The organism is Neorhizobium sp. LjRoot104, from assembly GCF_964253725.1.
GTDB lineage: Bacteria > Pseudomonadota > Alphaproteobacteria > Rhizobiales > Rhizobiaceae > Neorhizobium.
In genome coordinates, this window is record NZ_CAXURS020000001.1 from 2435132 (window position 1) to 2456744 (window position 21613).

The 21613-nt window shown below is 62.6% G+C and carries 26 protein-coding genes; 15 read left to right on the forward strand and 11 right to left on the reverse strand.

The window, feature by feature from the left end:
• The first annotated feature begins 14 nt into the window (after window positions 1–14).
• Entirely contained in the window at window positions 15–776 is a 762-nt protein-coding gene (locus tag ACSQ8R_RS12345; protein WP_436253624.1) for a HugZ family protein, read from the forward strand.
• Window positions 777–887: 111 nt separating this feature from the next.
• A complete protein-coding gene (locus ACSQ8R_RS12350; protein ID WP_345924850.1) occupies window positions 888–1208 on the forward strand; it encodes an ArsR/SmtB family transcription factor in 321 nt (106 codons plus the stop codon).
• 133 nt (window positions 1209–1341) lie between these two features.
• Here ACSQ8R_RS12350 and ACSQ8R_RS12355 read toward each other — a convergent pair whose 3' ends face one another.
• Entirely contained in the window at window positions 1342–1722 is a 381-nt protein-coding gene (locus tag ACSQ8R_RS12355) for a response regulator (protein ID WP_436253625.1), read from the reverse strand.
• A 4-nt stretch (window positions 1723–1726) separates the two neighbouring features.
• Window positions 1727–3730 (reverse strand): GAF domain-containing protein, encoded by a 2004-nt coding sequence (locus ACSQ8R_RS12360; protein WP_436253626.1) that lies wholly within the window; start codon window positions 3728–3730, stop codon window positions 1727–1729.
• Window positions 3731–4069: 339 nt separating this feature from the next.
• On the opposite strand from ACSQ8R_RS12360, the gene ACSQ8R_RS12365 reads away from it, so the two are divergent.
• A complete protein-coding gene (locus ACSQ8R_RS12365; protein WP_037078034.1) occupies window positions 4070–5398 on the forward strand; it encodes an aspartate aminotransferase family protein in 1329 nt (442 codons plus the stop codon).
• 234 nt (window positions 5399–5632) lie between these two features.
• Here the strand turns inward: ACSQ8R_RS12365 and ACSQ8R_RS12370 are convergent, their stop codons facing one another.
• Window positions 5633–6472 carry an alpha/beta fold hydrolase gene (locus ACSQ8R_RS12370; RefSeq protein WP_436253627.1) on the reverse strand — a complete coding sequence of 280 codons (840 nt, stop codon included), beginning with the start codon at window positions 6470–6472 and terminating at the stop codon, window positions 5633–5635.
• A gap of 276 nt (window positions 6473–6748) precedes the next feature.
• Between ACSQ8R_RS12370 and ACSQ8R_RS12375 the strand changes: the two genes are divergently transcribed.
• Window positions 6749–7189: a MarR family winged helix-turn-helix transcriptional regulator gene (locus ACSQ8R_RS12375; RefSeq protein ID WP_436253628.1), complete on the forward strand. Its 441-nt coding sequence runs from the start codon at window positions 6749–6751 to the stop codon at window positions 7187–7189.
• A 282-nt stretch (window positions 7190–7471) separates the two neighbouring features.
• Window positions 7472–8578: a branched-chain amino acid ABC transporter substrate-binding protein gene (locus ACSQ8R_RS12380; RefSeq protein WP_436253629.1), complete on the forward strand. Its 1107-nt coding sequence runs from the start codon at window positions 7472–7474 to the stop codon at window positions 8576–8578.
• Between the two features lie 64 nt (window positions 8579–8642).
• Here the strand turns inward: ACSQ8R_RS12380 and ACSQ8R_RS12385 are convergent, their stop codons facing one another.
• The 3 genes from ACSQ8R_RS12385 to ACSQ8R_RS12395 all read right to left on the reverse strand — a co-directional run bounded on the left by ACSQ8R_RS12385 (window position 8643) and on the right by ACSQ8R_RS12395 (window position 11203).
• Window positions 8643–10265 carry a DUF4166 domain-containing protein gene (locus ACSQ8R_RS12385; protein WP_436253630.1) on the reverse strand — a complete coding sequence of 541 codons (1623 nt, stop codon included), beginning with the start codon at window positions 10263–10265 and terminating at the stop codon, window positions 8643–8645.
• A complete protein-coding gene (locus ACSQ8R_RS12390) occupies window positions 10262–10672 on the reverse strand; it encodes a thiol-disulfide oxidoreductase DCC family protein (protein WP_436253631.1) in 411 nt (136 codons plus the stop codon). Before ACSQ8R_RS12390 ends, ACSQ8R_RS12385 begins: the two co-directional genes overlap by 4 nt.
• Before the next feature lie 69 nt (window positions 10673–10741).
• Window positions 10742–11203 (reverse strand): Lrp/AsnC family transcriptional regulator, encoded by a 462-nt coding sequence (locus ACSQ8R_RS12395; protein ID WP_046638960.1) that lies wholly within the window; start codon window positions 11201–11203, stop codon window positions 10742–10744.
• Window positions 11204–11302: 99 nt separating this feature from the next.
• On the opposite strand from ACSQ8R_RS12395, the gene ACSQ8R_RS12400 reads away from it, so the two are divergent.
• From ACSQ8R_RS12400 to ACSQ8R_RS12420, 5 genes are all read left to right on the forward strand, one after another.
• Window positions 11303–12262: a threonine ammonia-lyase gene (locus ACSQ8R_RS12400; RefSeq protein WP_436253632.1), complete on the forward strand. Its 960-nt coding sequence runs from the start codon at window positions 11303–11305 to the stop codon at window positions 12260–12262.
• An 83-nt stretch (window positions 12263–12345) separates the two neighbouring features.
• Window positions 12346–14043, forward strand: a complete 1698-nt coding sequence (ade, locus tag ACSQ8R_RS12405) for an adenine deaminase (RefSeq protein WP_436253633.1) — start codon at window positions 12346–12348, stop codon at window positions 14041–14043.
• 75 nt (window positions 14044–14118) lie between these two features.
• Window positions 14119–14364, forward strand: coding sequence for a DUF4160 domain-containing protein (locus ACSQ8R_RS12410; protein ID WP_436253634.1), 246 nt, complete (start codon window positions 14119–14121; stop codon window positions 14362–14364).
• Window positions 14345–14590, forward strand: a complete 246-nt coding sequence (locus tag ACSQ8R_RS12415) for a DUF2442 domain-containing protein (RefSeq protein WP_436253635.1) — start codon at window positions 14345–14347, stop codon at window positions 14588–14590. Before ACSQ8R_RS12410 ends, ACSQ8R_RS12415 begins: the two co-directional genes overlap by 20 nt.
• 19 nt (window positions 14591–14609) lie before the next feature.
• Window positions 14610–14774 (forward strand): hypothetical protein, encoded by a 165-nt coding sequence (locus ACSQ8R_RS12420; RefSeq protein ID WP_436253636.1) that lies wholly within the window; start codon window positions 14610–14612, stop codon window positions 14772–14774.
• A gap of 52 nt (window positions 14775–14826) precedes the next feature.
• On the opposite strand, the gene ACSQ8R_RS12425 is transcribed toward ACSQ8R_RS12420, so the two are convergent.
• Both ACSQ8R_RS12425 and ACSQ8R_RS12430 read right to left on the reverse strand, forming a co-directional pair.
• Window positions 14827–15165, reverse strand: a complete 339-nt coding sequence (locus tag ACSQ8R_RS12425) for an Atu4866 domain-containing protein (protein ID WP_436253637.1) — start codon at window positions 15163–15165, stop codon at window positions 14827–14829.
• The gene (locus tag ACSQ8R_RS12430) at window positions 15158–15295 is read right to left on the reverse strand and encodes a hypothetical protein (RefSeq protein ID WP_436253638.1); all 138 of its coding nucleotides are present in this window, start codon (window positions 15293–15295) and stop codon (window positions 15158–15160) included. The genes ACSQ8R_RS12425 and ACSQ8R_RS12430 overlap by 8 nt, the downstream gene beginning before the upstream one ends.
• 208 nt (window positions 15296–15503) lie before the next feature.
• On the opposite strand from ACSQ8R_RS12430, the gene ACSQ8R_RS12435 reads away from it, so the two are divergent.
• The 4 genes from ACSQ8R_RS12435 (at window position 15504) to ACSQ8R_RS12450 (ending at window position 17962) form a co-directional block, all read left to right on the forward strand.
• Window positions 15504–16406 (forward strand): AraC family transcriptional regulator N-terminal domain-containing protein, encoded by a 903-nt coding sequence (locus ACSQ8R_RS12435; protein WP_436253639.1) that lies wholly within the window; start codon window positions 15504–15506, stop codon window positions 16404–16406.
• Window positions 16407–16483: 77 nt separating this feature from the next.
• Window positions 16484–16909 (forward strand): ArsR/SmtB family transcription factor, encoded by a 426-nt coding sequence (locus ACSQ8R_RS12440; protein ID WP_436253640.1) that lies wholly within the window; start codon window positions 16484–16486, stop codon window positions 16907–16909.
• On the forward strand, window positions 16906–17439 hold the full coding sequence (locus ACSQ8R_RS12445) for an SRPBCC family protein (protein ID WP_436253641.1): 534 nt from the start codon (window positions 16906–16908) through the stop codon (window positions 17437–17439). The genes ACSQ8R_RS12440 and ACSQ8R_RS12445 overlap by 4 nt, the downstream gene beginning before the upstream one ends.
• Window positions 17440–17548: 109 nt before the next feature.
• On the forward strand, window positions 17549–17962 hold the full coding sequence (locus tag ACSQ8R_RS12450; protein ID WP_436253642.1) for a GFA family protein: 414 nt from the start codon (window positions 17549–17551) through the stop codon (window positions 17960–17962).
• A gap of 6 nt (window positions 17963–17968) precedes the next feature.
• On the opposite strand, the gene bglA is transcribed toward ACSQ8R_RS12450, so the two are convergent.
• On the reverse strand, window positions 17969–19618 hold the full coding sequence (gene bglA, locus ACSQ8R_RS12455) for a beta-galactosidase BglA (RefSeq protein ID WP_436253643.1): 1650 nt from the start codon (window positions 19616–19618) through the stop codon (window positions 17969–17971).
• A 156-nt stretch (window positions 19619–19774) separates the two neighbouring features.
• Between bglA and ACSQ8R_RS12460 the strand changes: the two genes are divergently transcribed.
• A complete protein-coding gene (locus ACSQ8R_RS12460) occupies window positions 19775–20689 on the forward strand; it encodes a sugar kinase (RefSeq protein ID WP_436253644.1) in 915 nt (304 codons plus the stop codon).
• Between the two features lie 119 nt (window positions 20690–20808).
• On the opposite strand, the gene ACSQ8R_RS12465 is transcribed toward ACSQ8R_RS12460, so the two are convergent.
• Window positions 20809–21240 (reverse strand): type II toxin-antitoxin system VapC family toxin, encoded by a 432-nt coding sequence (locus ACSQ8R_RS12465; RefSeq protein WP_436253645.1) that lies wholly within the window; start codon window positions 21238–21240, stop codon window positions 20809–20811.
• Window positions 21237–21482, reverse strand: a complete 246-nt coding sequence (locus tag ACSQ8R_RS12470; protein WP_436253646.1) for a type II toxin-antitoxin system VapB family antitoxin — start codon at window positions 21480–21482, stop codon at window positions 21237–21239. Before ACSQ8R_RS12470 ends, ACSQ8R_RS12465 begins: the two co-directional genes overlap by 4 nt.
• Window positions 21483–21613: the final 131 nt, after the last annotated feature.

The following is a 21613-nucleotide window of genomic DNA, read 5'->3' on the forward strand; positions in this document are numbered from 1 at the left end:
GGAGATCGACGGAATTGGCCGACGAACAGCAGACGGACAAGCCGCAGGTGCTGCGCGATACCGATGACGAGGCCCGCCGGCTTGCCCGCACGCTGGTGCGGGGTGCGCGTTACATGGCGCTGGCGGTCCTCGATCCGGAGACCGGCTTCCCCTCCGCCAGCCGCGCGCTCACCGCCACCGATGTCGATGGCGTGCCGGTCATCCTGGTCTCGGGCCTCTCCGGCCACACGAAGGGCCTGGTTGCCGATCCGCGCTGCTCGCTTCTGGCCGGCGAACCCGGCAAGGGCGATCCGCTCGCCCATCCGCGGATCACCGTCCAGTGCCTCGCGGAGAGCATCGGCCGCGACACGCCCGAACATGCGCGCATACGCCGGCGTTTTCTGGATCGCCATCCCAAGGCCGAATTGTATGCAGATTTCGGTGATTTCCGCTTCTTCCGAATCACTCCGCAGGCAGCCTCCTTGAATGGAGGATTCGGCCTTGCATACATGCTGGCCGGATCGGACCTGATGATTCCCGAGCCGGGAATCACAGCGGAATGGCTGGACCTGCAAGAAAAGTTAAAAAATATGAGGGAGCAGGCCGAAAAAATTGCCGCCCGTCTCGGCACGGAAAACGGGAAAAAATGGCGCTTCGGAGGCGTGGATCGGGCCGGAATCGACCTTGTCGCAGGGGATTTTCAACTCAGGCACGAATTCAAGGTGCTCGCTGAGTCTCCTCAAGCCGTTCTTGATTATGTTTTTGAGATCGCTAAAATACATAATGGGGTTACCTGAAATTTAGGGATATACAATCCCTTTTGCTCCTTGTTAATTTTCACCCATAAGACGATGGGCCGAATTTTGGAGCGGGGGGCCGCTTTGGAATACGAGGGGAATTTAAAACGTATGGATACGATGGCACTTTCTGAGCATTCCAACGCAGCCGCAGGCCTGCTGTCTGCAATGGCCAACCCGAAGCGGTTGATGATCCTGTGCTGCCTGGTCAAGGGTGAGGTCGCCGTGGGTGCCCTTGCGTCGCAAGTGGGCCTCAGCCAATCGGCACTGTCCCAACACCTTTCCAAGCTGCGGGCCCAGAAGCTGGTAAAGACCCGCCGCGACGCGCAGACCATCTATTACTCCAGCTCGTCGGAATCGGTCATCAAGGTCCTCGACACCTTGGAAGAGATCTACTGCACTCCGGCGCAGAAGAAGTCCGCAGCTGCTTGAGAATGACAGCGCTGACATGACGTCTCGCTGCCTGCCCCAGCCCCCGCCATGATGGCCGGGAGCTGGGGTATTTCCACGCCGGGCCGCCGACCCTGTATCCAGCGCGCATGCGCGGGGTCCAGGCATCGAACTGTCAGTGCCCGGCCATGCGATGCAGCGTCGCGGTCACCTTCTGCCAATCGTAGGGTTTGGAAAAGAACACGCTGCGCTCCGGCAGATCGCCCTCACTCAGACGGACCTGCCCCGACACGATGATGATCTCGATCGGCGGCCAACGGTCACGCACGGCGGCCGCCAGCTTCATGCCGTTCATGCTGCCGGGCATGTCTATATCGGTGAAGACGATGCGGATATCGGTGCGTGTCTCCAGGATCGTGACCGCCTCGTCGGCATCGGCTGCCTCGACCGCCTGGAACCCCGCCTCCTCCACCAGGTCCATGGCCATCATGCGCAAAAGGGGTTCGTCCTCGACCACGAGGACAACCTGTTTTCTTGGCGGTGTGGATCGTCCCATCCGGTCAGTCCGTCTGTGCTAGCTGAAGGAGCACAGCCGTCATCTCAGCGCTGAACCCCGGATGATCATAACTGACGAGGACACCACCGGTTCCGATCAAACCCATGCGAATAAGCTTGGAGCCGAAACCCTGGCGCTCCGGCTCGCGCGGAGGAGGCCCGCCGGTCTCCCGCCAGGACAGATGGAAGATCGCGCCGTCGCCCGTGCCGTCGATGCGCCAGTCGATCGCCACCCGCCCGGTATCGTTGGAGAGCGCCCCGTATTTCACCGCATTCGTCGTCAGCTCGTGCAGGAGCAGGGAAAGCGAAAGCGAGCCTTTCGGCCCGAATCGCACGTTGGGGCCTTGCGCGTCGATCCGGTCACGAACGCCGATCCCATTCATCGTCCGGTCCACGACCGCATAGACCGAGGCACTCGTCCAGTTCTGCTCGAACAGGATATCGTGGGCGGTGCTCAGCGCATGCAGGCGTTTTTCGAACGCCAGCACAAGGTCCCGCTCCGCCACCGGGCGGAGCGTCTGGGTCGCGATCGCCTGCACCATCGACAGCGTGTTCTTGAGACGATGGCTCATCTCCCTGCTGAGCATCTCCTGCTCCAGTTCGGCCTGAACCCGCGACATCGCGATCTGGATCCGGTTGCCGAAGCTGCGGACGAAGGAAATTTCCTCCTCGACCCAGGGATAGGGCTGGTCGTGGTGAATGAAGGCGACGAGCCCGAAACGCCCGAGCTCGAAGATCGGCACGTTGACGAGCACGCGGATGCCAAGCGCCAGAAGCGCCGGCGCGTGGTCGCTGGTGCGCGGATCGGTGGCGACATCGGCGACGACAACGGCTTCGCCGCGCTTCAGGTCGTCGATGAACGAGCCGTAGTCCCGGAAACGGTGCCGTCCGGCAAGGCTCTTGACGCCGGGCGCGCACCATTCGGGCGGCACGGTCACCGTCTCGTCGGTCGCGTTGACGATGCCGAAACCGGCGCGCGTCGCATCGAGTGCCTTGGCCATCAGGTCGCCGGCGGCGATCGCCATCGATTCCATGTCGCTGAGGTCGCGCAGCCGGTCGCCGACATCGAGCAGGGCCTGCACCCGCGCGGCTTCCCGCTTGGCAGCGGTCACGTCCCTGACCGTACCGATCATCTTGACCGGCCGACCCGCCTCGTCATGGCGGAAGCTGGCATTGCGGGCGATCCAGCGCAGTCCGTATCCCGGCACGCGAATGCGGTATTCGACGTCGAGCGGCGCACTCCCCTCCCGTCTGGTCGCATCGCTTGACTTCAGGCCATGGTCCTGCGGCAGCACCATGTCTTCGATCACTCGGGGGGGATAGGTCTCCGCGATGGGCAGGTGGAAGATGCGGCAGAACTCCCGCGAGACACGCATCGTCGAGGTGGCGATGTCGATTTCGAACGTGCCGATCCTGCCCGCCTCCTGGGCGGCGAGGCTCGCGTTGACGCTGGACCGGATATTGGCGCTGATCGACTTCTGGCGCCGGAACAGATCGTCCTTGCGCTGCGAGATGCGCCGCATTTCGAGAAGCGTGATGACCTGCCGGGCAAGCGCCTGAAGCGCGGCCTTCTGCCCCTCCTCCAGACCCTGCGGCCGCGGCTCGACATCGATGACGCAGAGCGTGCCGATGACCACTTCGTCAGGCGTGATCAGCGGCGCGCCGGCATAGAAGCGGATATGCGGCTCGCCGGTGACGAGCGTATTGGCGCTTGTGCGCGGATCGAGCTGCAGATCGGGAATGACGAGCACGTCGGAACTGCCGAGCGCATGGGCGCAGACCGACTGCTCGATCGGCGTATCGCATGCCTCGAACCCGACGCGCGCCTTGAACCACTGCCGCTCCCTCTCGACCAGGCTGACGAGCGCCACGGGCGTGCCGCAGAGCGTGGAAGCGACAAGCACGATATCGTCGAACTCCGGCTCCGGCTCGGTGTCCATGATGTTATAGGCATCGAGCGCTTCCAGTCGCTCGATATGCATGTCTTCGTTGAGATCGGGATCGGCCAATGAGGGGTCTCGAAATTGACGTTTAAGGCGATATTGGAAGCTTTCTCCAAAAGACCAGAGAGACGCAATCAAATTCCACAACCGGCGGAAACCGTATTGAAATCCTGAGCCTCTGTTGGAAACCCAACGACCGGACCGCCCGTCCGGACGTAACCGCTTCAACCGGCAAGCCGCTCCGGACCGTTTTCGCCGGGACGCTAGATTCGGGGCCGCCTTCGCTCCGAAGGCGGTTGACGCCCCTGATCCCGCTGATAATTTGACCATGCAGTCAAAACTTGGTGCAATGACGCCGACCGGGAAATGGCCACCCGAAGAAACCGAATGGCCATGGAGAATGTCATGTCCAACCGCCTGAATACCACGCCCAACGACCTGCGGGCGTTCTGGATGCCGTTTACCGCAAACCGCCAGTTCAAGCAGGAGCCCCGCCTTTTCGTCGCCGCCAAGGATATGCATTACACGACCCATGACGGCCGACAGGTGCTCGACGCCACCGCCGGACTCTGGTGCGTCAATGCCGGCCACTGCCGTCCGAAGATCACCGAGGCGATCCGCGAACAGGCCGGCGAACTGGATTATGCGCCCGCCTTCCAGCTTGGCCACCCCAAGGCTTTCGAACTCGCCAACCGCCTGGTCGATATCGCGCCTGAAGGCATGAACCACGTCCTCTACACCAATTCCGGCTCGGAATCGGTCGAAACGGCGCTGAAAGTGGCGCTCGCCTACCACCGCGTGAAGGGCAACGGCTCGCGTTTCCGCCTGATCGGCCGCGAGCGCGGTTATCACGGCGTCAATTTCGGCGGCATCTCGGTCGGCGGCATCGTCTCCAACCGAAAGATGTTCGGCACGCTGCTGACCGGCGTCGACCACCTGCCCCACACCCACCTGCCGGGCAAGAACGCCTTCACCAAGGGCGAGCCGGAACATGGCGGCGACCTTGCCACCGAACTTGAGCGCATCGTCACCCTGCATGACGCCTCGACGGTCGCCGCCGTCATCGTCGAGCCGGTCGCCGGTTCCACCGGCGTGCTGATCCCGCCGAAGGGCTACCTGCAGAAACTGCGCGAGATCTGCACCAAGCACGGCATCCTTCTGATCTTCGACGAAGTCATCACCGGTTTCGGTCGCCTCGGCGCTCCGTTCGCCGCCCAGTATTTCGACGTCAAGCCGGACATCATCACCACAGCCAAGGGCTTGACCAACGGCGTGATCCCGATGGGCGCGGTGTTCGTCACCTCCGAGATCCACGACGCGTTCATGACCGGCCCGGAACACATGATCGAGTTCATGCACGGCTATACCTATTCCGGCAACCCGATCGCCTCTGCCGCCGGCCTTGCGACGCTCGAAACCTACAAGGAAGAAGGCCTGTTCGACCGCGCCCGCGACATCGCCCCCTATTGGGAGGAAGGCCTGCATTCGCTCAAGGACCTGCCCAACGTCATCGACATCAGAAACCTCGGCCTGATCGGCGCGATCGAACTCGACCCGATCGCCGGCGAACCCACCAAACGCGCCTTCACCGCCTTCCTGAAGGCTTATGAAAACGGCCTGCTGATCCGCACCACCGGCGACACCATCGCCATGTCCCCGCCGCTGATCGTCGAAAAGCACCATATCGACGAGATCTTCGGGAAATTGCGCGAGATTTTGACGAGCAATATCTGAGGCGAGACTGCGCAAACGGAAAAGGCGGCCCGGGAGCCGCCTTTTTATCTTCCCTCATTCCTGTGCTTGTCACAGGAATCCGTTCAGCCCAAGTCCTTGGGCTGAACGGACTCTTCCGCATCGCAGACGCGATGCTGCTGGATCCCTGTGACAAGCACAGCGATGAGGAGCGAGAGGTTATCGCACCGCCACCCGCCGGCACCCCGGCGGACGGCGATCTCATAAGCTTAAACCTCAGCCCTTGAAGAAGGCCAGCAGGTCCGCGTTGATCACGTCCGCATGGGTCGTCGCCATGCCGTGCGGAAAACCTTCATAGACCTTCAGCGTACCCTTCTTGAGCAGCTTGACCGCAAGCAGCGCCGAGTCGGCGATCGGGACGATCTGGTCGTCGTCGCCATGCATGACCAGAACCGGCACGTCGATCGCCTTCAGGTCCTCGGTGAAGTCGGTTTCCGAAAACGCCTTGATGCAGTCGTAGTGTGCCTTGGTGCCGCCCATCATGCCCTGCCGCCACCAATTGGCGATGACGCCTTCCGAGACGGACGCGCCTTCCCGGTTGAAGCCATAGAACGGGCCGGCCGGCACGTCGCGGAAGAACTGCGCCCGGTTGGCCGCGAGCGCTGCGCGAAAACCGTCGAAGACCTCGATCGGCAGTCCGCCCGGATTGTTTTCCGTCTTCAGCATGATCGGCGGCACCGCGCCCATCAGCACGGCCTTGGCCACCCGGCCGCCGCCGCCATACTGGGCAACGTATCGGGCAACTTCGCCGCCGCCGGTCGAATGGCCGACATGGATGGCGTTCTTCAGGTCGAGATGAGCGGCAAGCTCCGCCACGTCGGCGGCATAGGTATTCATCTCGTTGCCGGTTTCGGTCTGGCTGGAGCGGCCATGGCCACGGCGGTCATGGGCGATGACGCGAAAACCCTGGTGCAGGAAAAACAGCATCTGGGCGTCCCAGTCGTCAGCCGAGAGCGGCCAGCCGTGATGGAAGACGACCGGCTGGGCATCCTTCGACCCCCAGTCCTTGTAAAATATCTGCGTGCCGTCCTTGGTGGTGATGAAATTGCTGGTCATGGTTCTCTTGTCCTTTCGAAACTGATTTTTCAATGACTGCGGGATGAATGGCCGGCGCGGCGGTAAAATGGGCCGGCCAGACTTTCATAATACCGTTGCGTGTCGTTCCTTTGAACCACACCCTTCGGATCATCGCGATTTACATACCTCGATATTTGTTATCGCGATAAACATATCGATAGCGACACCTTCCGATCTTGTCTACAAAAATATTTATCGCGATAACAAAATTATGCTATACATCGCCCACGAACCTGGAACAGCACCGGAGCAACCATGCCCGCCTCCCCCCTGCCGCCGCTCGACGAGCAGCTCTGCTTTTCGCTCTATACGGCCAGTATCGCCATCAATCGCGCCTACAAGCCGATGCTCGACGACATGGGCATCACCTATCCGCAATACCTCGTCCTGAGCGTGCTCGGCGAACAGGACGGCTCGACGATCGGCATGATCGCCGACAGGCTGGGCCTGGAATCGAGCACCATCACCCCGCCCGTGAAACGGCTCGAGCAGGCAGGCCTTCTGGAGCGCCGCCGCAGCAAGACCGACGAGCGCCAGGTGCATGTCTGGCTGACCGATGCCGGCCGCGCCCTGATCGCGAAGAGCAAATGCCTCGGCGACACGCTGATCGAACGGTCTGGCATGACGCCGAAGGAATTCCAGGCCTTCAACCACAAGGTCCGCGCCTTTGTCGGCGACCTGGAGCGCAAGCCCTAGCTTCGCCAGGATCGCGAAATCTGGGCAACCTCCGGCATTTTTCGCGCATTCCTTGGTGAAAATCACGAAATCGACAGCCATTTTGTTATCTTCTTGCGCAATCCCGGTGAAATTCATAGAAAATTGGCTGCCGGTCGCCGAAAGCCAAAAATGGCTCGGCACGGTATCGACCGCATCGCCTTCCCGTCCTTGGCACGAACGCGCCCGACGCGACATCGAAGACGGAAGGCAGGGGTGCGGCGTTCACCGCGGGGCCGCAGGCCCCCACCCAAGGAGACCAAGATGAACCTCAAGACGCTTCTGGGCGCAACCGCGCTCGCCTCCCTGACTTTCGCACCGCTTGCCCATGCCGATATCGTCATCGGTCTGATCGCCCCGCTCACCGGCCCTGTTGCGGCCTATGGCGACCAGGTCAAGAACGGCGCCGAAACCGCCATTGCCGAGATCAACAAGAAGGGCGGCATTCTCGGTGAGAAGGTCGTGCTGAAGACCGCCGACGATGCCGCAGAGCCCAAGCAGGGCGTTTCCGCCGCCAACCAGCTGGTCGGCGAAGGCATCCGCTTCGTAGTCGGCCCGGTGACATCGGGTGTCGCCATGCCGGCTTCCGATGCACTTGCCGAAAACGGCGTGCTGATGGTCACCCCGACCGCGACCACGCCGGCACTCACCACCCGCGGCCTCACCAACGTGTTCCGCACCTGCGGCCGCGACGACCAACAGGCCGTGGTCGCCGCCGACTACGTCCTGAAGAAGTTCAAGGACAGGAAAGTCGCGATCATCAACGACAAGGGCGCCTATGGCAAAGGCCTCGCCGACGCCTTCAAGGCGGCGCTGAATGCCGGCGGCGTCAAGGAAGTGCTCGACGACGCCGTCACCCCGGGCGACAAGGATTTCAGCGCGCTGACGACCCGCCTGAAGTCGCAGAATGTCGAAGTCATCTATTTCGGCGGTTACCATCCGGAAGGCGGCCTGCTGGCGCGCCAGCTCGCCGATCTCGGCGTCAAGGCGACGATCATCGGCGGCGACGGCCTGTCGAACAGCGAGTTCTGGAACATCGGCACCAAGGCCGCGGCCGGCACGGTCTTCACCAACGCCGCGGACGCGACCAAGAACCCCGACTCCAAGGCCGCCGCCGAAGCGCTCGCCGCCCGCAAGATCCCCGCCGAAGCCTTCACGCTGAACGCCTATGCCGCCGTCGAAGTGATCAAGGCCGGCATCGAAAAGGCAAAGAGCGCCGAGGATACGGAAGCGGTCGCCGCGGCGCTGAAGTCCGGCGAACCGATCGCCACCGCCATCGGCAAGCTCACCTATGGCAAGACCGGCGACCTCACCTCGCAGAGTTTTTCCCTGTTCAAGTGGGAAGACGGCAAGATCGTCGCCGCCGAGTGACATCCCTCAAATCGCATGGTTCGCGGGCGCCTTCGGGCGCCCGTTCGTTTTTTGGCGAACGCGCCTAGATGCGTCGAAGCCGGCCCCGATAATGAACAACCTTGCCAATCAGCGGCAGCGCGATCGGCACGTCGAAGCAGAACGCGCCACCCTCCGCCCATTCCCTCGCCTCGCTTTTCGGCGCAAGACGCAGCGGCATCGGAACCGAAAAGATCGACCATCCACGCATCACCATCGTCAGCCCGGAAACGTCCGAAGACAGAGCGAAGTAAAATCGCATCGGCCCGAAACGCTCGCAGACATACCGCCCGCGCTGGCTGAGTTCGCTGCTGAAAACATGCCCGCCGAAATCACGCGTCCAGCGTTCGACACCGTGGTTTTCCGAGAAGGCGACATGCAGCGCATGCTCCCCTTCCGGCGGGAAACGCATGATGGCCGCGACGAGCCGCGCCGGGAGTGACCGCCCGCGCTCCACAATGGCGGTGCCCGCCGCACCCGCATCTCCGAAGACGTTATGCATTTCACGCACCGGCCCCGGCAGCTTATGAAACTCCTCGCCCATTATCCGCAGATAGAGCGGCAGATAGGGGTTGCTCTCGATCTCCCGGCAGATCGCAAGCCGCTCGAATTGCGGGGTGAACGCTGCCAATGACAGCTCTCCCACCGCCGGCCGGGCACCGGGAGCCACAGTCCCCTCCGCTGTCGCATTCGCGATCAACTGCGCCGCCATCGTCGGGATTTCCGGCCCGCAGCCGTCTTCGGCGATCAACGTCCAGCGCCGGTTCTCAAACGCACCGCCAAGTGAACCCTTGACCTCGATCGCCATTGCCGAACGATCCGTGCCGAATTGCATGCTGAGCTTCTGCAGCGGCAGCAGCCAGCGGGAAAGCGGCCTGAGCGACGCGACCCATCCCCATTTCACCGGCCAACTGAGAATCCAGAGCGTCAACAATTGAAACGAAAACTCCGGCCCGGCACGGAAGATGGCTGCAGGTCGGCCCGGCACCCTTGCCGGTACAAGATCGTGATCCGGCACGTCCGACAGCGCTACCAGCCTCGAAATGGGCATCTTGCCGCGGATGCGGTAGTGTATGCGCTTCAACCGATGCCAACCGGTCTCCTGCCGCCAGCGCCGGCCCTGCCAGAGCCGCACGGGCTTTCCCACATAGCTGAGGATCGCCGCCGCGACAGACGAGCCTGCCGTCGCACGGTTCGAGGCGCTGATCGATATTTCGACGGAGTGCACCTCCTCCATGTCTTGCGCCAGTTCATCGATAACGGCACCGGACATGGCAGGCACGCTGGAAGCGCCGGCCATCGCCACGACGCCGCGCGCACGCGCCGTCTCGTCCAGCACCGAAATGCCGCTGACGAAATCCCGTGCATCGGCCAGATCGATGTAATGGAGCCCGCAGGCGATACACGCCTGCGCCACCTGATAGCCACTGGCCTGAAACGGCCCGGCTGCATCGATGAGTAGAAAAGGCCGATACTCCTCGAGAATCGGCGTCAGATCTCGGTTCCGATCCGCCACGAGCGGCATCGCATTCGGTAAATCCTCTGCAAATCGCTTGGCAGCCTGGCCGTTCCGGCCGGCAACCATCACCATCCAACCATCAGCGGCGAGCCGCAGCGAAAGCCGCGCGCCGAAGCCGCCGTATCCGCCGAGAACGATGACCGTTTTCACAGCACGCGATCTGCGTAATCCGCCGGCGGAACCCAGCAGGTCTCGCGCCGCCCGAAAATGCGATAGCGGTTGCGGGCAAACCAGAGATAAAGCGGATTACGCAGGAAAGGCGGCACCAACCTCAAAACGGAAAGCACCTTCCAGGGCCAGCCAAGCCCGGCATAGATCGCCAGCACAGCATCACTGTCGCGCAGCGCCTCGTCGCCCCGCACCACGATCAGCGTTTCCGGATTGGCCGGATCGATGCCGAAGCGGCGATAGAGCGCAGCTCCCGTTTCGTTCTGCATCGAGGCGAGACGAAACCGCCGCGCCCGATCGTGACGCAACACGAACTGGGCATTGGCCGAACAGAGAATGCATTGCGCATCGAAAACGATGATCGGGCCGTACAGGTCTTGGGCTCTCATGGCGCCACCCTATTCCGACAGATCAACGCCAAGCAATCGATATCGGTTTGCAGACTTAACGTCGCCTCCTCACTCCACATGCACAGCCAGCGTTCGCTTCAGCGTCTTCAGCACGACGCTCGTCGTGAACTTGCGGATATTCGGGTTCATCTCCATCATCCGGTCCGCCAGCACGTCGAAATGCTCGACGGACTGGACGAGGATCACCAGCGTGAAATCGCCTCGGCCGGACGTACCCCAGGCCTCCTGCACCTCCGGCGTATCCGCCAGCCAGCGCAGGAAAGGCGGCATGAGCTCCGGCCGGTCGCGCTCCAGCTCCACCTCGACCAGCATGGAAACGGCCGTGCCGACCTTTTTGGGATCGACGATCGAAACGTCCCGCAGGATCACCTTGTCCTCGCGAAGCTTCTGCAGACGCCGCTGCGCCGAGGACGGCGACAGGCCCACGCGCTCGGCAAGCTCGTTCAGGGTGATGGTCGCATCCTGCTGCATCAGCTTGAGGATTTCACGATCCGCTTTCGTCAAGGCCATGAGAGGATTTCCCGGCTACAAAACAAATTCCGGGGAATATTCCCGTTCAGAAGCATAACTTCGGGAATCCTGCCGGTTTTTCGTTGGCATCTTAACGCCATGACACAGAACCAGCCACACCCTTCCGCCGACGGTATTCTCGCCGCTTCGAAAAGCATCGATCCCGTCTTCACCAACAGCCCGCTGATCGAGCAGCAGACGGCCAATGCGGCTCTCGGCCTCCGCCTTTTGGCGAAAGTGGAGACGCTCAATCCGATCCGCTCCTTCAAGGGACGCGGCACCGACTGGTGGATGCAGAACGAACCGGCCGGCGATCATCCCGTCGTCTCCGCCTCCGCCGGCAATTTCGGCCAGGGGCTCGCTTATGCCGGCCGGGCGCGCGGACGCAAGGTGGTGATCTTTTCCGCCACCACGGCCAATCCCGGCAAGGTCGAGGCCATGCGCCGGCTCGGCGCCGAAGTGCGGCTGGAAGGCTCCGATTTCGACGCCGCCAAGGCGGCCGCGCGTGCCTATGCGCAAGCGAATGGCTGCCCCTTCGTTGAAGACGGCGCACTTCGCACCATCGCCGAAGGCGCCGGCACGATCGCGCTGGAGATCACCGAGCGCCTCTCCCGGCAAGCCATCGAACTCGACGCCATCCTCGTGCCGCTTGGCAATGGCGCGCTTCTGACCGGGATCGGCGCCTGGATCCGTGCCAGCGCACCGAGCTGCAAGGTCATCGGCGTGGTCGCCGCCAATGCGCCCGCCATGAAGCAATCCCACGAAACCGGCCGGCTCGTCTCCACCCAAACCGCAGCGACCGCAGCGGATGGCATCGCGGTTCGCGAGTGTGTTCCCTACGCGCTGGACTGCATGAGAGCGACCGTTGACGACATCTGGGAAGCCAGCGAGGCGGCGATCCGCCAGGCGCGGGATTTCTGCCGCGTCCATTACGGTCTGGTTGTCGAGGAGGCCGGGGCCGCCGGCATTGCGGGGCTTCTGGAAAACGGCGCGAACCTTAAAGGCCGAACCGTCGCCACCATCCTCTGCGGCGGCAATGTCCGCGCGGATATCGCATGATGTCCCGCCCGCATCGATCGCCTCTCCCCGTTTCCTCGTCGAGCGGTTAGGTTAGGCGACCGATTCAGCGCGAGGAGACCGCCATGACCACCCGCCTCGAAACCCTCATCGACCAGGGCACCGGCCGCGAGCCCGCAGATATCGTGCTGAAGGGCGGAAAGTTCTTCGATCTCGTCACCGGCGAACTCGTCGCCTCCGACATCGCCATCTGCGGCGACCGCATCGTCGGCACCTGCGGGACCTATGCCGGCAAGACCGAAATCGACATTTCCGGCAGGATCGTCGTGCCGGGCTTCATCGACACGCATCTGCACATCGAGAGCTCGCTGGTGACGCCGCACGAGTTCGACCGCTGCGTCCTGCCTTACGGCGTCACCACCGCGATCTGCGATCCGCACGAGATCGCCAACGTGCTCGGCATCGAGGGCATCCAATTTTTCCTGGATTCCTCGCTCGAAACGATCATGGACATCCGCGTCCAGCTCTCCTCCTGCGTGCCGGCCACCCATCTGGAGACGGCAGGCGCCGATCTGCCGATCGAAAAGCTGCTGCCTTTCCGGGACCATCCGAAGGTCATCGGCCTTGCCGAATTCATGAACTTCCCCGGCGTCATTTATAAGGACCCGATCTGCCTCGCCAAGCTCGACGCCTTCTACGGCGACCATATCGACGGGCACGCGCCGCTGCTGCGCGGCAATGATCTGAACGGCTACCTCGCGGCCGGCATCCGCACCGAACACGAATGCACCACCGCCGAAGAGGCGCTCGAAAAGATCCGCAAGGGCATGCATATCCTGGTGCGCGAAGGCTCGGTCTCGAAGGACCTGCACGCGCTGATGCCGCTCCTCACCGAGCGGCTGTCGCCCTATCTCGCCCTTTGCACCGACGACCGCAACCCGCTCGACATCGCCGAGCAGGGCCATCTCGACTATATGATCCGCACCGCGATCGCCAACGGCGTCGAGCCGCTCGCCGTCTACCGCGCCGCCTCGATTTCCGCTGCAAAAGCGTTCGGCCTACGCGACCGCGGCCTCGTCGCCCCCGGCTGGCGCGCCGATCTCGTCGTCATCGACAGTCTCGAAAACTGCAAGGCCGAGACGGTCTTCTCCGCCGGCCGCAAAGTCACGGACGAACTCTTCGCCAGCCGCAAACCCGTCGCCCCCGTCGGTCTCGACAGCGTCAAGGCGCGTTCCGTCCAGGCGATGCATTTCGGCGTGCCGGTGACCGAGGGCGAAACGCCCGTCATCGGCGTGATGCCCGGAAAGATCATCACCGAACACCGACGATACCTCCTGCCCGCGACCGGCAACCAGACCGGCCTCGATCTTGCCCGCGACATCATCAAGGTCGCGGTCATCGAGCGGCATGGGAGGAACGGCAACCATGCCAACGGTTTCGTCCAGGGTTTCGGATTGAAGAAGGGCGCCATCGCCTCGACCGTCGGGCACGACAGCCACAATATCTGCGTCGTCGGCGTCAGCGAGGACGACATGGCGATGGCCGCCAATCGGCTCGGCGAAATCCACGGCGGCTTCGTGGTGGTCGAGGATGGCAAGGTCACCGGCGAAATCGCATTGCCCATCGCCGGCCTGATGAGCCTAGAACCCTACGAGACCGTCCGCGACACCCTCCACCACCTCCGCCAGGCCGCCTACGCGCTCGGCACGACCCTCCAGGAACCCTTCCTCCAGGTCGCCTTCCTGCCGCTGCCGGTCATCCCGCATTTGAAGATTTCGGACAAGGGCATGGTGGATGTGGACAAGTTTGCGCTGATCGGGTGAGGTGTCAGAGCCATTCGTTAGCGACAACCATTCGAGCTCTAAAGCGGGAAGATAGAGTTACAAACGGAGGCGTTGATGCCAGTTGTCTTCCGCTCGAGAAACCTGAGATTCTTTTTCTACTCCAACGAAGGCGACCCGCGTGAGCCTCTTCATATCCATGTCCGAGGCGGCGGCGCGAATGCGAAGATCTGGTTGGAGCCGACTATCGGCGTGGCCGAAAGCGACGGCTTCAACAGCCGTGACCTGTCTGCTATTATCCGGCTCGTCATCGACAATCGTTCTCTGATCAAGCGGGCATGGCATGAGCATTTCGGCAACTGAGGTGAAATTCGACGACGACACCATGTGGGTCTCGCTCAACGACGGCCGCACATTGGGCGTGCCGCTTGCCTGGTTTCCGCGTCTCCTCCTTGCGAAACCGGCCGATCGCGAAAAATTCGAACTGAGCCCGGGTGGCATTCACTGGGACGATCTCGACGAAGACATCTCCATCGCCGGCCTTCTGGAAGGACGCGGCGACAGGACGGTGAAACGCCCTGCGGCTTAACTCCTTAGGGGAATCGTTCGTGACAAAACTGCAGCAGATAGAGAAAGCCGTTACTCATCTGGACCGACAAGAGTTCGAGGCTTTCTCACTCTGGTTCGAGGGGTTTCAGGCTGAACGCTGGGATCGCCAGATCAAGATAGACGATGCGGAAAGCAAGTCGACCGTCTCGCAGAGGATGCCCTGACTGAATTTCGTGCGGGAAAAACAAGGTCGCTTTGAGTGGGGGTAACCTCCCCTCACCTTCTCCTCAACACCATCCCCGCATGGTAAAGCACGCCGTCGCGGAAATCGCCGTCGGCGGTGAAGCCGGTGTCGTCCTTGTAGTCGATGTGGTCGCCGGTCACCCAGTAACGGCCTTCATAGGCCTTTTCACGGGTGCCGCGCGCTTCCACGTAGCGGCCGTTCGGCAGAAGCTCGTGGCGGATGTGGTTGTCCTCGGTCACCCACATTCCGGCATAGGGATGTTCGGTCATGGTTTTCTCCTGGTCATTGATCTCGTGCGCGAACACGGTGAATGTCGCGACGAAGGTGAAGGCGGCAAACGCCAGGGACGCGCGAAGATATCGGTCAGCCATTGAGATATTCCCTCCTCGCCACCCGTTCGCGGCGGCTGCGCTGCGTGCCGCGGGAGCGTTTGAGAAAGACGCCGGCAAAATCGGCGGCCCAATGGAAGGGGCTTTCAAGTAAGCGCTGCAAGTTGCTCATCACCATCTCCGTCTGCGTCCGGGCTGGTTCGATCGGACAAGCAGAATATGATGGAAAGCGGGGATCGAGCGGTAGACCAGTCCTCCGGCATGATTGCACAATCCTCCGAAGCTCAATTGAAATGGCCGGCAGCGCCACCATATGACGCCTACATCAAACCGCAGGAGTGCCGCATTTCAAGGCACTCCCATCGCCAGACGAGGCCAGGATGGAAAAACTCGAGCAACTTGCCCGGCTGATTGCACAAAACACCGAAGGTGATGGCGTATTCGAAACCGCGATCCCACGTCTGTCGGTGATCCGCGTGTCGAAGCCGACCGAGCCGCTGCACGTTCTCCACGAGCCCGCGGTCTGCATCATCGCGCAAGGGGCCAAGCAGGTCATGCTGGCCGACGAGATCTTTCGTTATAGCCCAGGCCAGTATCTGGTCGTCTCGGTCGACATGCCCGTCACCGGCCAGGTCATCGAGGCAACGCATGAAGAGCCCTATCTCTGCCTGCGCCTTGATCTCGACCTGAAGCTCCTCAGCGAAATGCTGGTAGACATGCCCGCCGCGTCAGGTGTCCCGACCATGCGCAAAAAATGCATCGGCCTCAGCCACACAACCCCGGAATTCCTGGACGCCGCGCTCCGCCTCACCCAGCTTGTCGATAAGCCGGACGAGATCGCCTATCTCGCGCCGCTGATCGAGCGCGAACTGATGTTCCGCCTGCTGCGCGGCGATCAGGCCGAGATGATCCGCCAGATCCTGGCACCCGAAAACCGGCTGCAGCAGGTCAACCGGGCAATTTCCTGGATCCGCCAGAACTTTTCCGCCCCCTTCTCGATCGAACAGGTCGCGGTCGAAGCGCGGATGAGCACGTCCTCGCTGCACCAGCACTTTCGCGAGGTGACGGCGATGAGCCCGCTGCAATACCAGAAGCAACTGCGCCTGCAGGAAGCCCGGCGCCTCATCCTCGGCAATGCCATGGACGCCGCGACCGCCGCCCATCAGGTCGGATACGACAGCCCCTCGCAGTTCAGCCGCGAATACCGCCGCCTGTTCGGCGCTCCGCCCATCCAGGATATCACCCGGCTCAGAAGCGAACCCGCCCGCTACGCCGAAGCCTAATCCGCGAGATCCTCTCTCCGCAAAATTATTCAACCGATCGGTTGACAATAAAATGCCGTGCGCACATATTCAACCACATGGTTGAATTACAAGCACATCCGATCGACACGGTTTTCCACGCCCTCAGCGACGGCACGCGCCGCCGCATGCTCCGCGAGCTGGCGCAGGGCGAGCGCACGGTCAGCCAGCTGGCCGAGCCACACGACATGTCGCTCGCGGCGGCATCGAAACACATCAAGGTGCTGGAAGGCGCCGGACTGATCCGCCGTGAGATCCAAGGCCGCACCCATCTCTGCCGCCTCGAACCCGGGCCGCTGGCGACAGCCCATGAGTGGCTCACCTTCTATGAGCGCTTCTGGACCAGCAGGCTCGATATTCTGGAACGCCTTCTCAGGGAGGAGGATGCGCAAAAGAGCGCCCGGGACGAACTCCGGGAGAACCCGCTGAAATCCCCTGCCCAGCAGAAATCCGAAACTGAACCTGAAACGGGAGAAGACCGATGAACGACATGACATCGTTGAACAAATACGGCGCTGTGGCCGAACCTTTCGCCTTCACCATCCAGCGTCGATTGCCCGGGCCGATCGAAAGGATCTGGGCCTATCTCACCGACAGCGATCTGCGCCGCCAGTGGCTCGCGTCGGGTGTCATACCGGCGCAGGCGGGCACCTCATTCGAACTCACCTGGCGCAACGACGAACTGTCCGGCTCGTCGGAAGGCAGGCCCGAGGGCTTTCCCGCCGAACACAGCATGCAGAGCGAGGTGATCGCGTTCGAGCCTCCGCATCGCCTCGTTTTTTCCTGGCCGCCGCGCGGCGAGGTCAGCTTCGAGCTTCAGCCGGCCGACAGCGAAATCCTGCTCACCGTCACCCACCGGCGGATCTCCGATCGCCGCAACATGGTCATGGTCGGCGCCGGCTGGCACATCCACCTCGACATCCTGGTTGCCCGGGCGACCGGCGCCGAACCGGAATCGTTCTGGGAAGGCTGGAGCCGCCTCAAGGAAGAATACGACCGTCTCATCCCTGCCTGAAGCCCCGTCGCCGCCTTCGCCCCATGATCCAGGCAAGCCCCGGACCAGGGGCGGAGGTTTCAGCCGAACACCTTCCGCCCGCGGTTGGACCATCCCATGGAGACAAGACATGAGCACCCCCTTTACGGGCGGATGCGCCTGCGGCGCACTTCGTTATGAAATCTCCGCCGAACCGGCGGTCATGCTCGACTGCCAGTGCCGCCAGTGCCAGCGCGAAAGCGGCACCGGCCACGCCTCCCACCTCACCTTCGCAAGCACCGCCGTCAAGGTCGAGGGCAAGGCGACCCATTGGGAAGCGACCGGCGACGGCGGAACCGTCAAAAGGCGGGCCTTCTGCCCCACCTGCGGTTCGCCCGTCTACATGACATTCCCCGCCCACCCGGATTACTTCGTCATCCGCGCCGGCAGCCTCGACGATCCGAGCCGGTACAAGCCGCAATTCGTGACCTGGCACGCCGCCGGCCACGCCTGGGACCATCTCGATCCGGCCCTGCCGAAATTCGAGAACATGCCGCCGACGTAAAGGCCTTCACACCCGGGCGCAGAACACGTCGAGGGCGTCGAGCTTCACCACGCCCTTTTCGAGCCGCGACATGAAGCCCGGCAGGTTGACCGGCAGGCTTTCGCCGAACCGTTTCGGCAGGGTGAAACCCTGCGGCTCGCGGGTCAGGTTGAAGACGAACAGCAGCTTCTCGCCGCCCTTTTCGCGCACGAAGGCGAGCAGGTCCTGGTTGGTGTCGAGGAAGGTCATGTCGCCATCGATCAGCGGCGGATGCGCCTTGCGGAAGGCGAGCGCCGCCCGGTAATGGTTCAAGACCGACTCCGGAAGCGCCTCCTGCACATCCACGGCCCGGCTTGCATGTTCGCCCGGCACCGGAAGCCAGGTTTTCGAACCGGTGGTGAAGCCCGCATGCGGCTCGCCCGCTTCCCAGGCCATCGGCGTGCGGCACCCGTCGCGGCCCTTGAAGGCCGGCCAGAAGCGGATGCCGTAGGGATCGCGCAGATCCTCGAAGGAGAGCTCCGCCTCGGTTAGCCCCAGTTCCTCGCCCTGATAGAGGCAGATCGAGCCGCGCAGCACCGAAAGCAGCGTGATCGACAGTTTCGCGACCCGATCCTGCTCCGCCGGGGACTCGGCGAAACGGGTCACGTGGCGGACGACATCATGGTTGGAAAACGCCCAGCACACCCAGCCGTTGCTGACGGTGTCCGCCACCGTCGTCATCACCTTGCGGATATAGGCGGCATCGAAGGCCGGACCCAGGAAATCGAAGGTGTAGCACATGTGCAGCTTGTCATTGCCGGTCGTGTAGAGCGCCAGCGTGGAGAGCGAACGCGGCCCGTCGCCGACTTCGCCGACCGTCGCACGCCCCTCGTAACTGTCGAGCAGCGCCCTCAGCCGCTTCAGGAAGCCGATATTTTCCGGCTGCGTCTTGTCGTAGAGATGGTTCTGCATCGAATAGGGATTGGTATCCGTCTCCATGCCGGCCCCGTCGGTGTCATAGACCATCGGCGGATTGTTGCGCAGCTGCTTGTCGTGGAAATAGTAGTTGACCGTATCGAGCCGGAAACCGTGCACGCCGCGATCGAGCCAGAAACGCACCGTATCCAGCATGGCGTTCTGGACGTCGGGATTGTGGAAGTTGAGGTCCGGCTGGGCGATCAGGAAGTTGTGCATGTAATATTGCTTGCGCACGCCGTCCCATTCCCAGCCCGGCCCGCCGAAGATCGACAGCCAGTTGGTCGGCGCCGTGCCGTCCGGTTTCGGATCGGCCCAGACATACCAGTCGGCCTTCGGATTGGTGCGGCTGGAGCGGCTTTCGACGAACCACGGATGCCGGTCGGAGGTGTGGGAAATCACTTGGTCGATGATCACCTTCAGCCCCAGGCGCTCGGCCTCCACCATCATCTCGTCGAAATCGGCGAGCGCGCCGAACATCGGGTCGACATTGCAGTAGTCGGAAACGTCATAGCCCATGTCGGCCATCGGCGAGGTGAAGAAGGGCGAAAGCCAGATCGCATCGACGCCGAGCGAGGCGACGTGCGGCAGGCGCGCGGTGATGCCCTTGATGTCGCCGATCCCGTCGCCGCTCGTGTCCTGAAAGGAGCGCGGATAGATCTGGTAGATCACCGCGCCGCGCCACCAGTTTGCATCGACTGCCTTCATCGCCTGTGTCGCCATCTTCCGACTCTCCTTTCCCAAATGTTCCAACCCAACCTAGTGCCCCCCGTTCAAAAGACAACGCATAAGCAAGGCTCCGCGAAGTTCGCGAACCACTCTCTTGCCACGGCTGAAACTTCGGCCTAAGCGAGTTTCAAGATACGGGAGGGATAACAATTGGGCGGAAAACTTCTTTCGATCGGCGAGTGCATGGTGGAGCTGTCGCAGGCGGGCGAAGGCCTGCTGCGCAAGGGCTTTGCCGGCGATACGTTCAACACCGCCTGGTATGCGCGCGCCTGCCTGCCTGCCGAATGGTCGGTGGATTATTTCACCGCGGTCGGCGACGATCCGCTGTCGACGGAAATGCTGTCGATGATGAAAGATGCCGGCATTGGCACGAGCTTCATCCGCCGCATCGAAGGCAAGACGCCCGGCCTCTACCTGATCACGCTGAAGAACGGCGAACGCACCTTCAGCTACTGGCGCGACACCGCCGCCGCCAAAAAGCTCGCCGACGACGCCGACCACCTCCGCCAGGCCATCGAAGCCGCCGACATCCTCTATTTCTCCGGCATCACGCTCGGCATCCTTAGCGCCGAAGCGGTCGAGACGCTGCTGTCGGAACTGCGCCGCGCCAAGGCTTCCGGCAAGACGGTCGCCTTCGACCCGAACATCCGCCCCCGCCTCTGGCCGAACAGGGAGTATATGCTGAAGACGATCGAGGCCGGCGCCCGTGCCGCCTCCCTCGTGCTGCCGAGCTTCGACGACGAGACCACCCATTTCGGTGACGCAACCGTCGCAGACACCATCGCCCGCTACCATGCGCTCGGCGTCGAGAACGTCGTGGTCAAGAACGGCGCCGATGGCGTGACACTGAGTTTCGGCGGGGCAGCGCCTGTCCACGTCCCCTCCGTGAAGGCCGCACAGCTCGTCGATACGACGAGCGCCGGCGACAGTTTCAACGGCGCCTTCCTCTCCCGCCTCGTCCGCGGCACCCCGCCGGCGCAGGCGGCCGCCTACGGGGCCTCGGTCGCGTCGGTCGTCATCGGCCACCACGGCGCGCTGATCAGCCCGGCGCTGCTGCCGGGGTGAAACCCCACCGGACGTGTTCAGACTGAAGGGATAGGGGAGCCGAGACGCCGCCGCCCCCCCCCCCGAGCCGCCTCGATTCCCGCACGTTGCGTAGCTCGAAGGTCGAGAGTCCTGCACTCTCACGCCATATCGGTGTGAATGAAATCCTCGCCCTTGTAAGCGATCCTCTGTCCTCTGCTCGCGGCGCAGGCATAGGTGAAACAGTCGCCAAGATTGAGCTTGGCCTTGTGGCCGACGATTTTGCCGTACCGGATGGCAACTTCGCGTGCCGCAATGCCGATCTCGGATGAGATCGCGATATCTTCCGCCGCAAGTGCGCTTATGAATTCATCGACAGCATCGCCGGCGCCCTTGACCATCTCCATTGTCGGCCGTTTATCCTTACCTAAAGCCTCCGCCTTGGCCCGAGCCAACGACAGACTGGCCTCCATCCTGACAAGCGGGGAGACGTAGAACGGTCCTCCTGCATCATCGAGCCGCCGCATTTGCTCGTCGGCATCCTCTTCCGGTTTCAGGATGGCAACGATGACCGAGGCGTCGATGAACATCAAAGATCATCCCAGAGATCGTCAGCGAATGCCTTCTGGTTGAAACCCGGATCGGAAGGCCCCAAGGCGTCGGCCAGGGCCCGCGCCCTCGCCAGCCGTTCCTTGACCGGCACCGTCGCCCTCACTCGCTCCAGTTCATGACGCAGGGCCTGGCGCAATGCCTCGGTCTTGGTCGGGGCCTTCAAAAGCCCCTGCAGCTCCACCGTCATGTCGGCGATTTCTTCGTCGCGAACGAAAAGCGGCATTCGAGATATCTCCTTCAAAGAGATTGGATATCACTTTCCGCAGCCTGCGGCAATTCTCGCTGGACTGCCCCCGACATGCCCCCTTCATCAGCCTGTAACAAACTTTCCCGATAGAAGGCCGAAAACGCTCC

Bases quoted from the DNA above. Each gene is read 5' to 3' on its own strand.
- ACSQ8R_RS12350 (WP_345924850.1), top strand. From the start codon at position 888: ATGGATACGATGGCACTTTCTGAGCATTCCAACGCAGCCGCAGGCCTG.
- ACSQ8R_RS12355 (WP_436253625.1), bottom strand. From the start codon at position 1,722: ATGGGACGATCCACACCGCCAAGAAAACAGGTTGTCCTCGTGGTCGAG.
- ACSQ8R_RS12365 (WP_037078034.1), top strand. From the start codon at position 4,070: ATGTCCAACCGCCTGAATACCACGCCCAACGACCTGCGGGCGTTCTGG.
- ACSQ8R_RS12370 (WP_436253627.1), bottom strand. From the start codon at position 6,472: ATGACCAGCAATTTCATCACCACCAAGGACGGCACGCAGATATTTTAC.
- ACSQ8R_RS12375 (WP_436253628.1), top strand. From the start codon at position 6,749: ATGCCCGCCTCCCCCCTGCCGCCGCTCGACGAGCAGCTCTGCTTTTCG.
- ACSQ8R_RS12380 (WP_436253629.1), top strand. From the start codon at position 7,472: ATGAACCTCAAGACGCTTCTGGGCGCAACCGCGCTCGCCTCCCTGACT.
- ACSQ8R_RS12390 (WP_436253631.1), bottom strand. From the start codon at position 10,672: ATGAGAGCCCAAGACCTGTACGGCCCGATCATCGTTTTCGATGCGCAA.
- ACSQ8R_RS12395 (WP_046638960.1), bottom strand. From the start codon at position 11,203: ATGGCCTTGACGAAAGCGGATCGTGAAATCCTCAAGCTGATGCAGCAG.
- ACSQ8R_RS12400 (WP_436253632.1), top strand. From the start codon at position 11,303: ATGACACAGAACCAGCCACACCCTTCCGCCGACGGTATTCTCGCCGCT.
- ade (WP_436253633.1), top strand. From the start codon at position 12,346: ATGACCACCCGCCTCGAAACCCTCATCGACCAGGGCACCGGCCGCGAG.
- ACSQ8R_RS12410 (WP_436253634.1), top strand. From the start codon at position 14,119: ATGCCAGTTGTCTTCCGCTCGAGAAACCTGAGATTCTTTTTCTACTCC.
- ACSQ8R_RS12415 (WP_436253635.1), top strand. From the start codon at position 14,345: ATGAGCATTTCGGCAACTGAGGTGAAATTCGACGACGACACCATGTGG.
- ACSQ8R_RS12425 (WP_436253637.1), bottom strand. From the start codon at position 15,165: ATGGCTGACCGATATCTTCGCGCGTCCCTGGCGTTTGCCGCCTTCACC.
- ACSQ8R_RS12430 (WP_436253638.1), bottom strand. From the start codon at position 15,295: ATGAGCAACTTGCAGCGCTTACTTGAAAGCCCCTTCCATTGGGCCGCC.
- ACSQ8R_RS12435 (WP_436253639.1), top strand. From the start codon at position 15,504: ATGGAAAAACTCGAGCAACTTGCCCGGCTGATTGCACAAAACACCGAA.
- ACSQ8R_RS12440 (WP_436253640.1), top strand. From the start codon at position 16,484: ATGGTTGAATTACAAGCACATCCGATCGACACGGTTTTCCACGCCCTC.
- ACSQ8R_RS12445 (WP_436253641.1), top strand. From the start codon at position 16,906: ATGAACGACATGACATCGTTGAACAAATACGGCGCTGTGGCCGAACCT.
- ACSQ8R_RS12450 (WP_436253642.1), top strand. From the start codon at position 17,549: ATGAGCACCCCCTTTACGGGCGGATGCGCCTGCGGCGCACTTCGTTAT.
- bglA (WP_436253643.1), bottom strand. From the start codon at position 19,618: ATGGCGACACAGGCGATGAAGGCAGTCGATGCAAACTGGTGGCGCGGC.
- ACSQ8R_RS12470 (WP_436253646.1), bottom strand. From the start codon at position 21,482: ATGCCGCTTTTCGTTCGCGACGAAGAAATCGCCGACATGACGGTGGAG.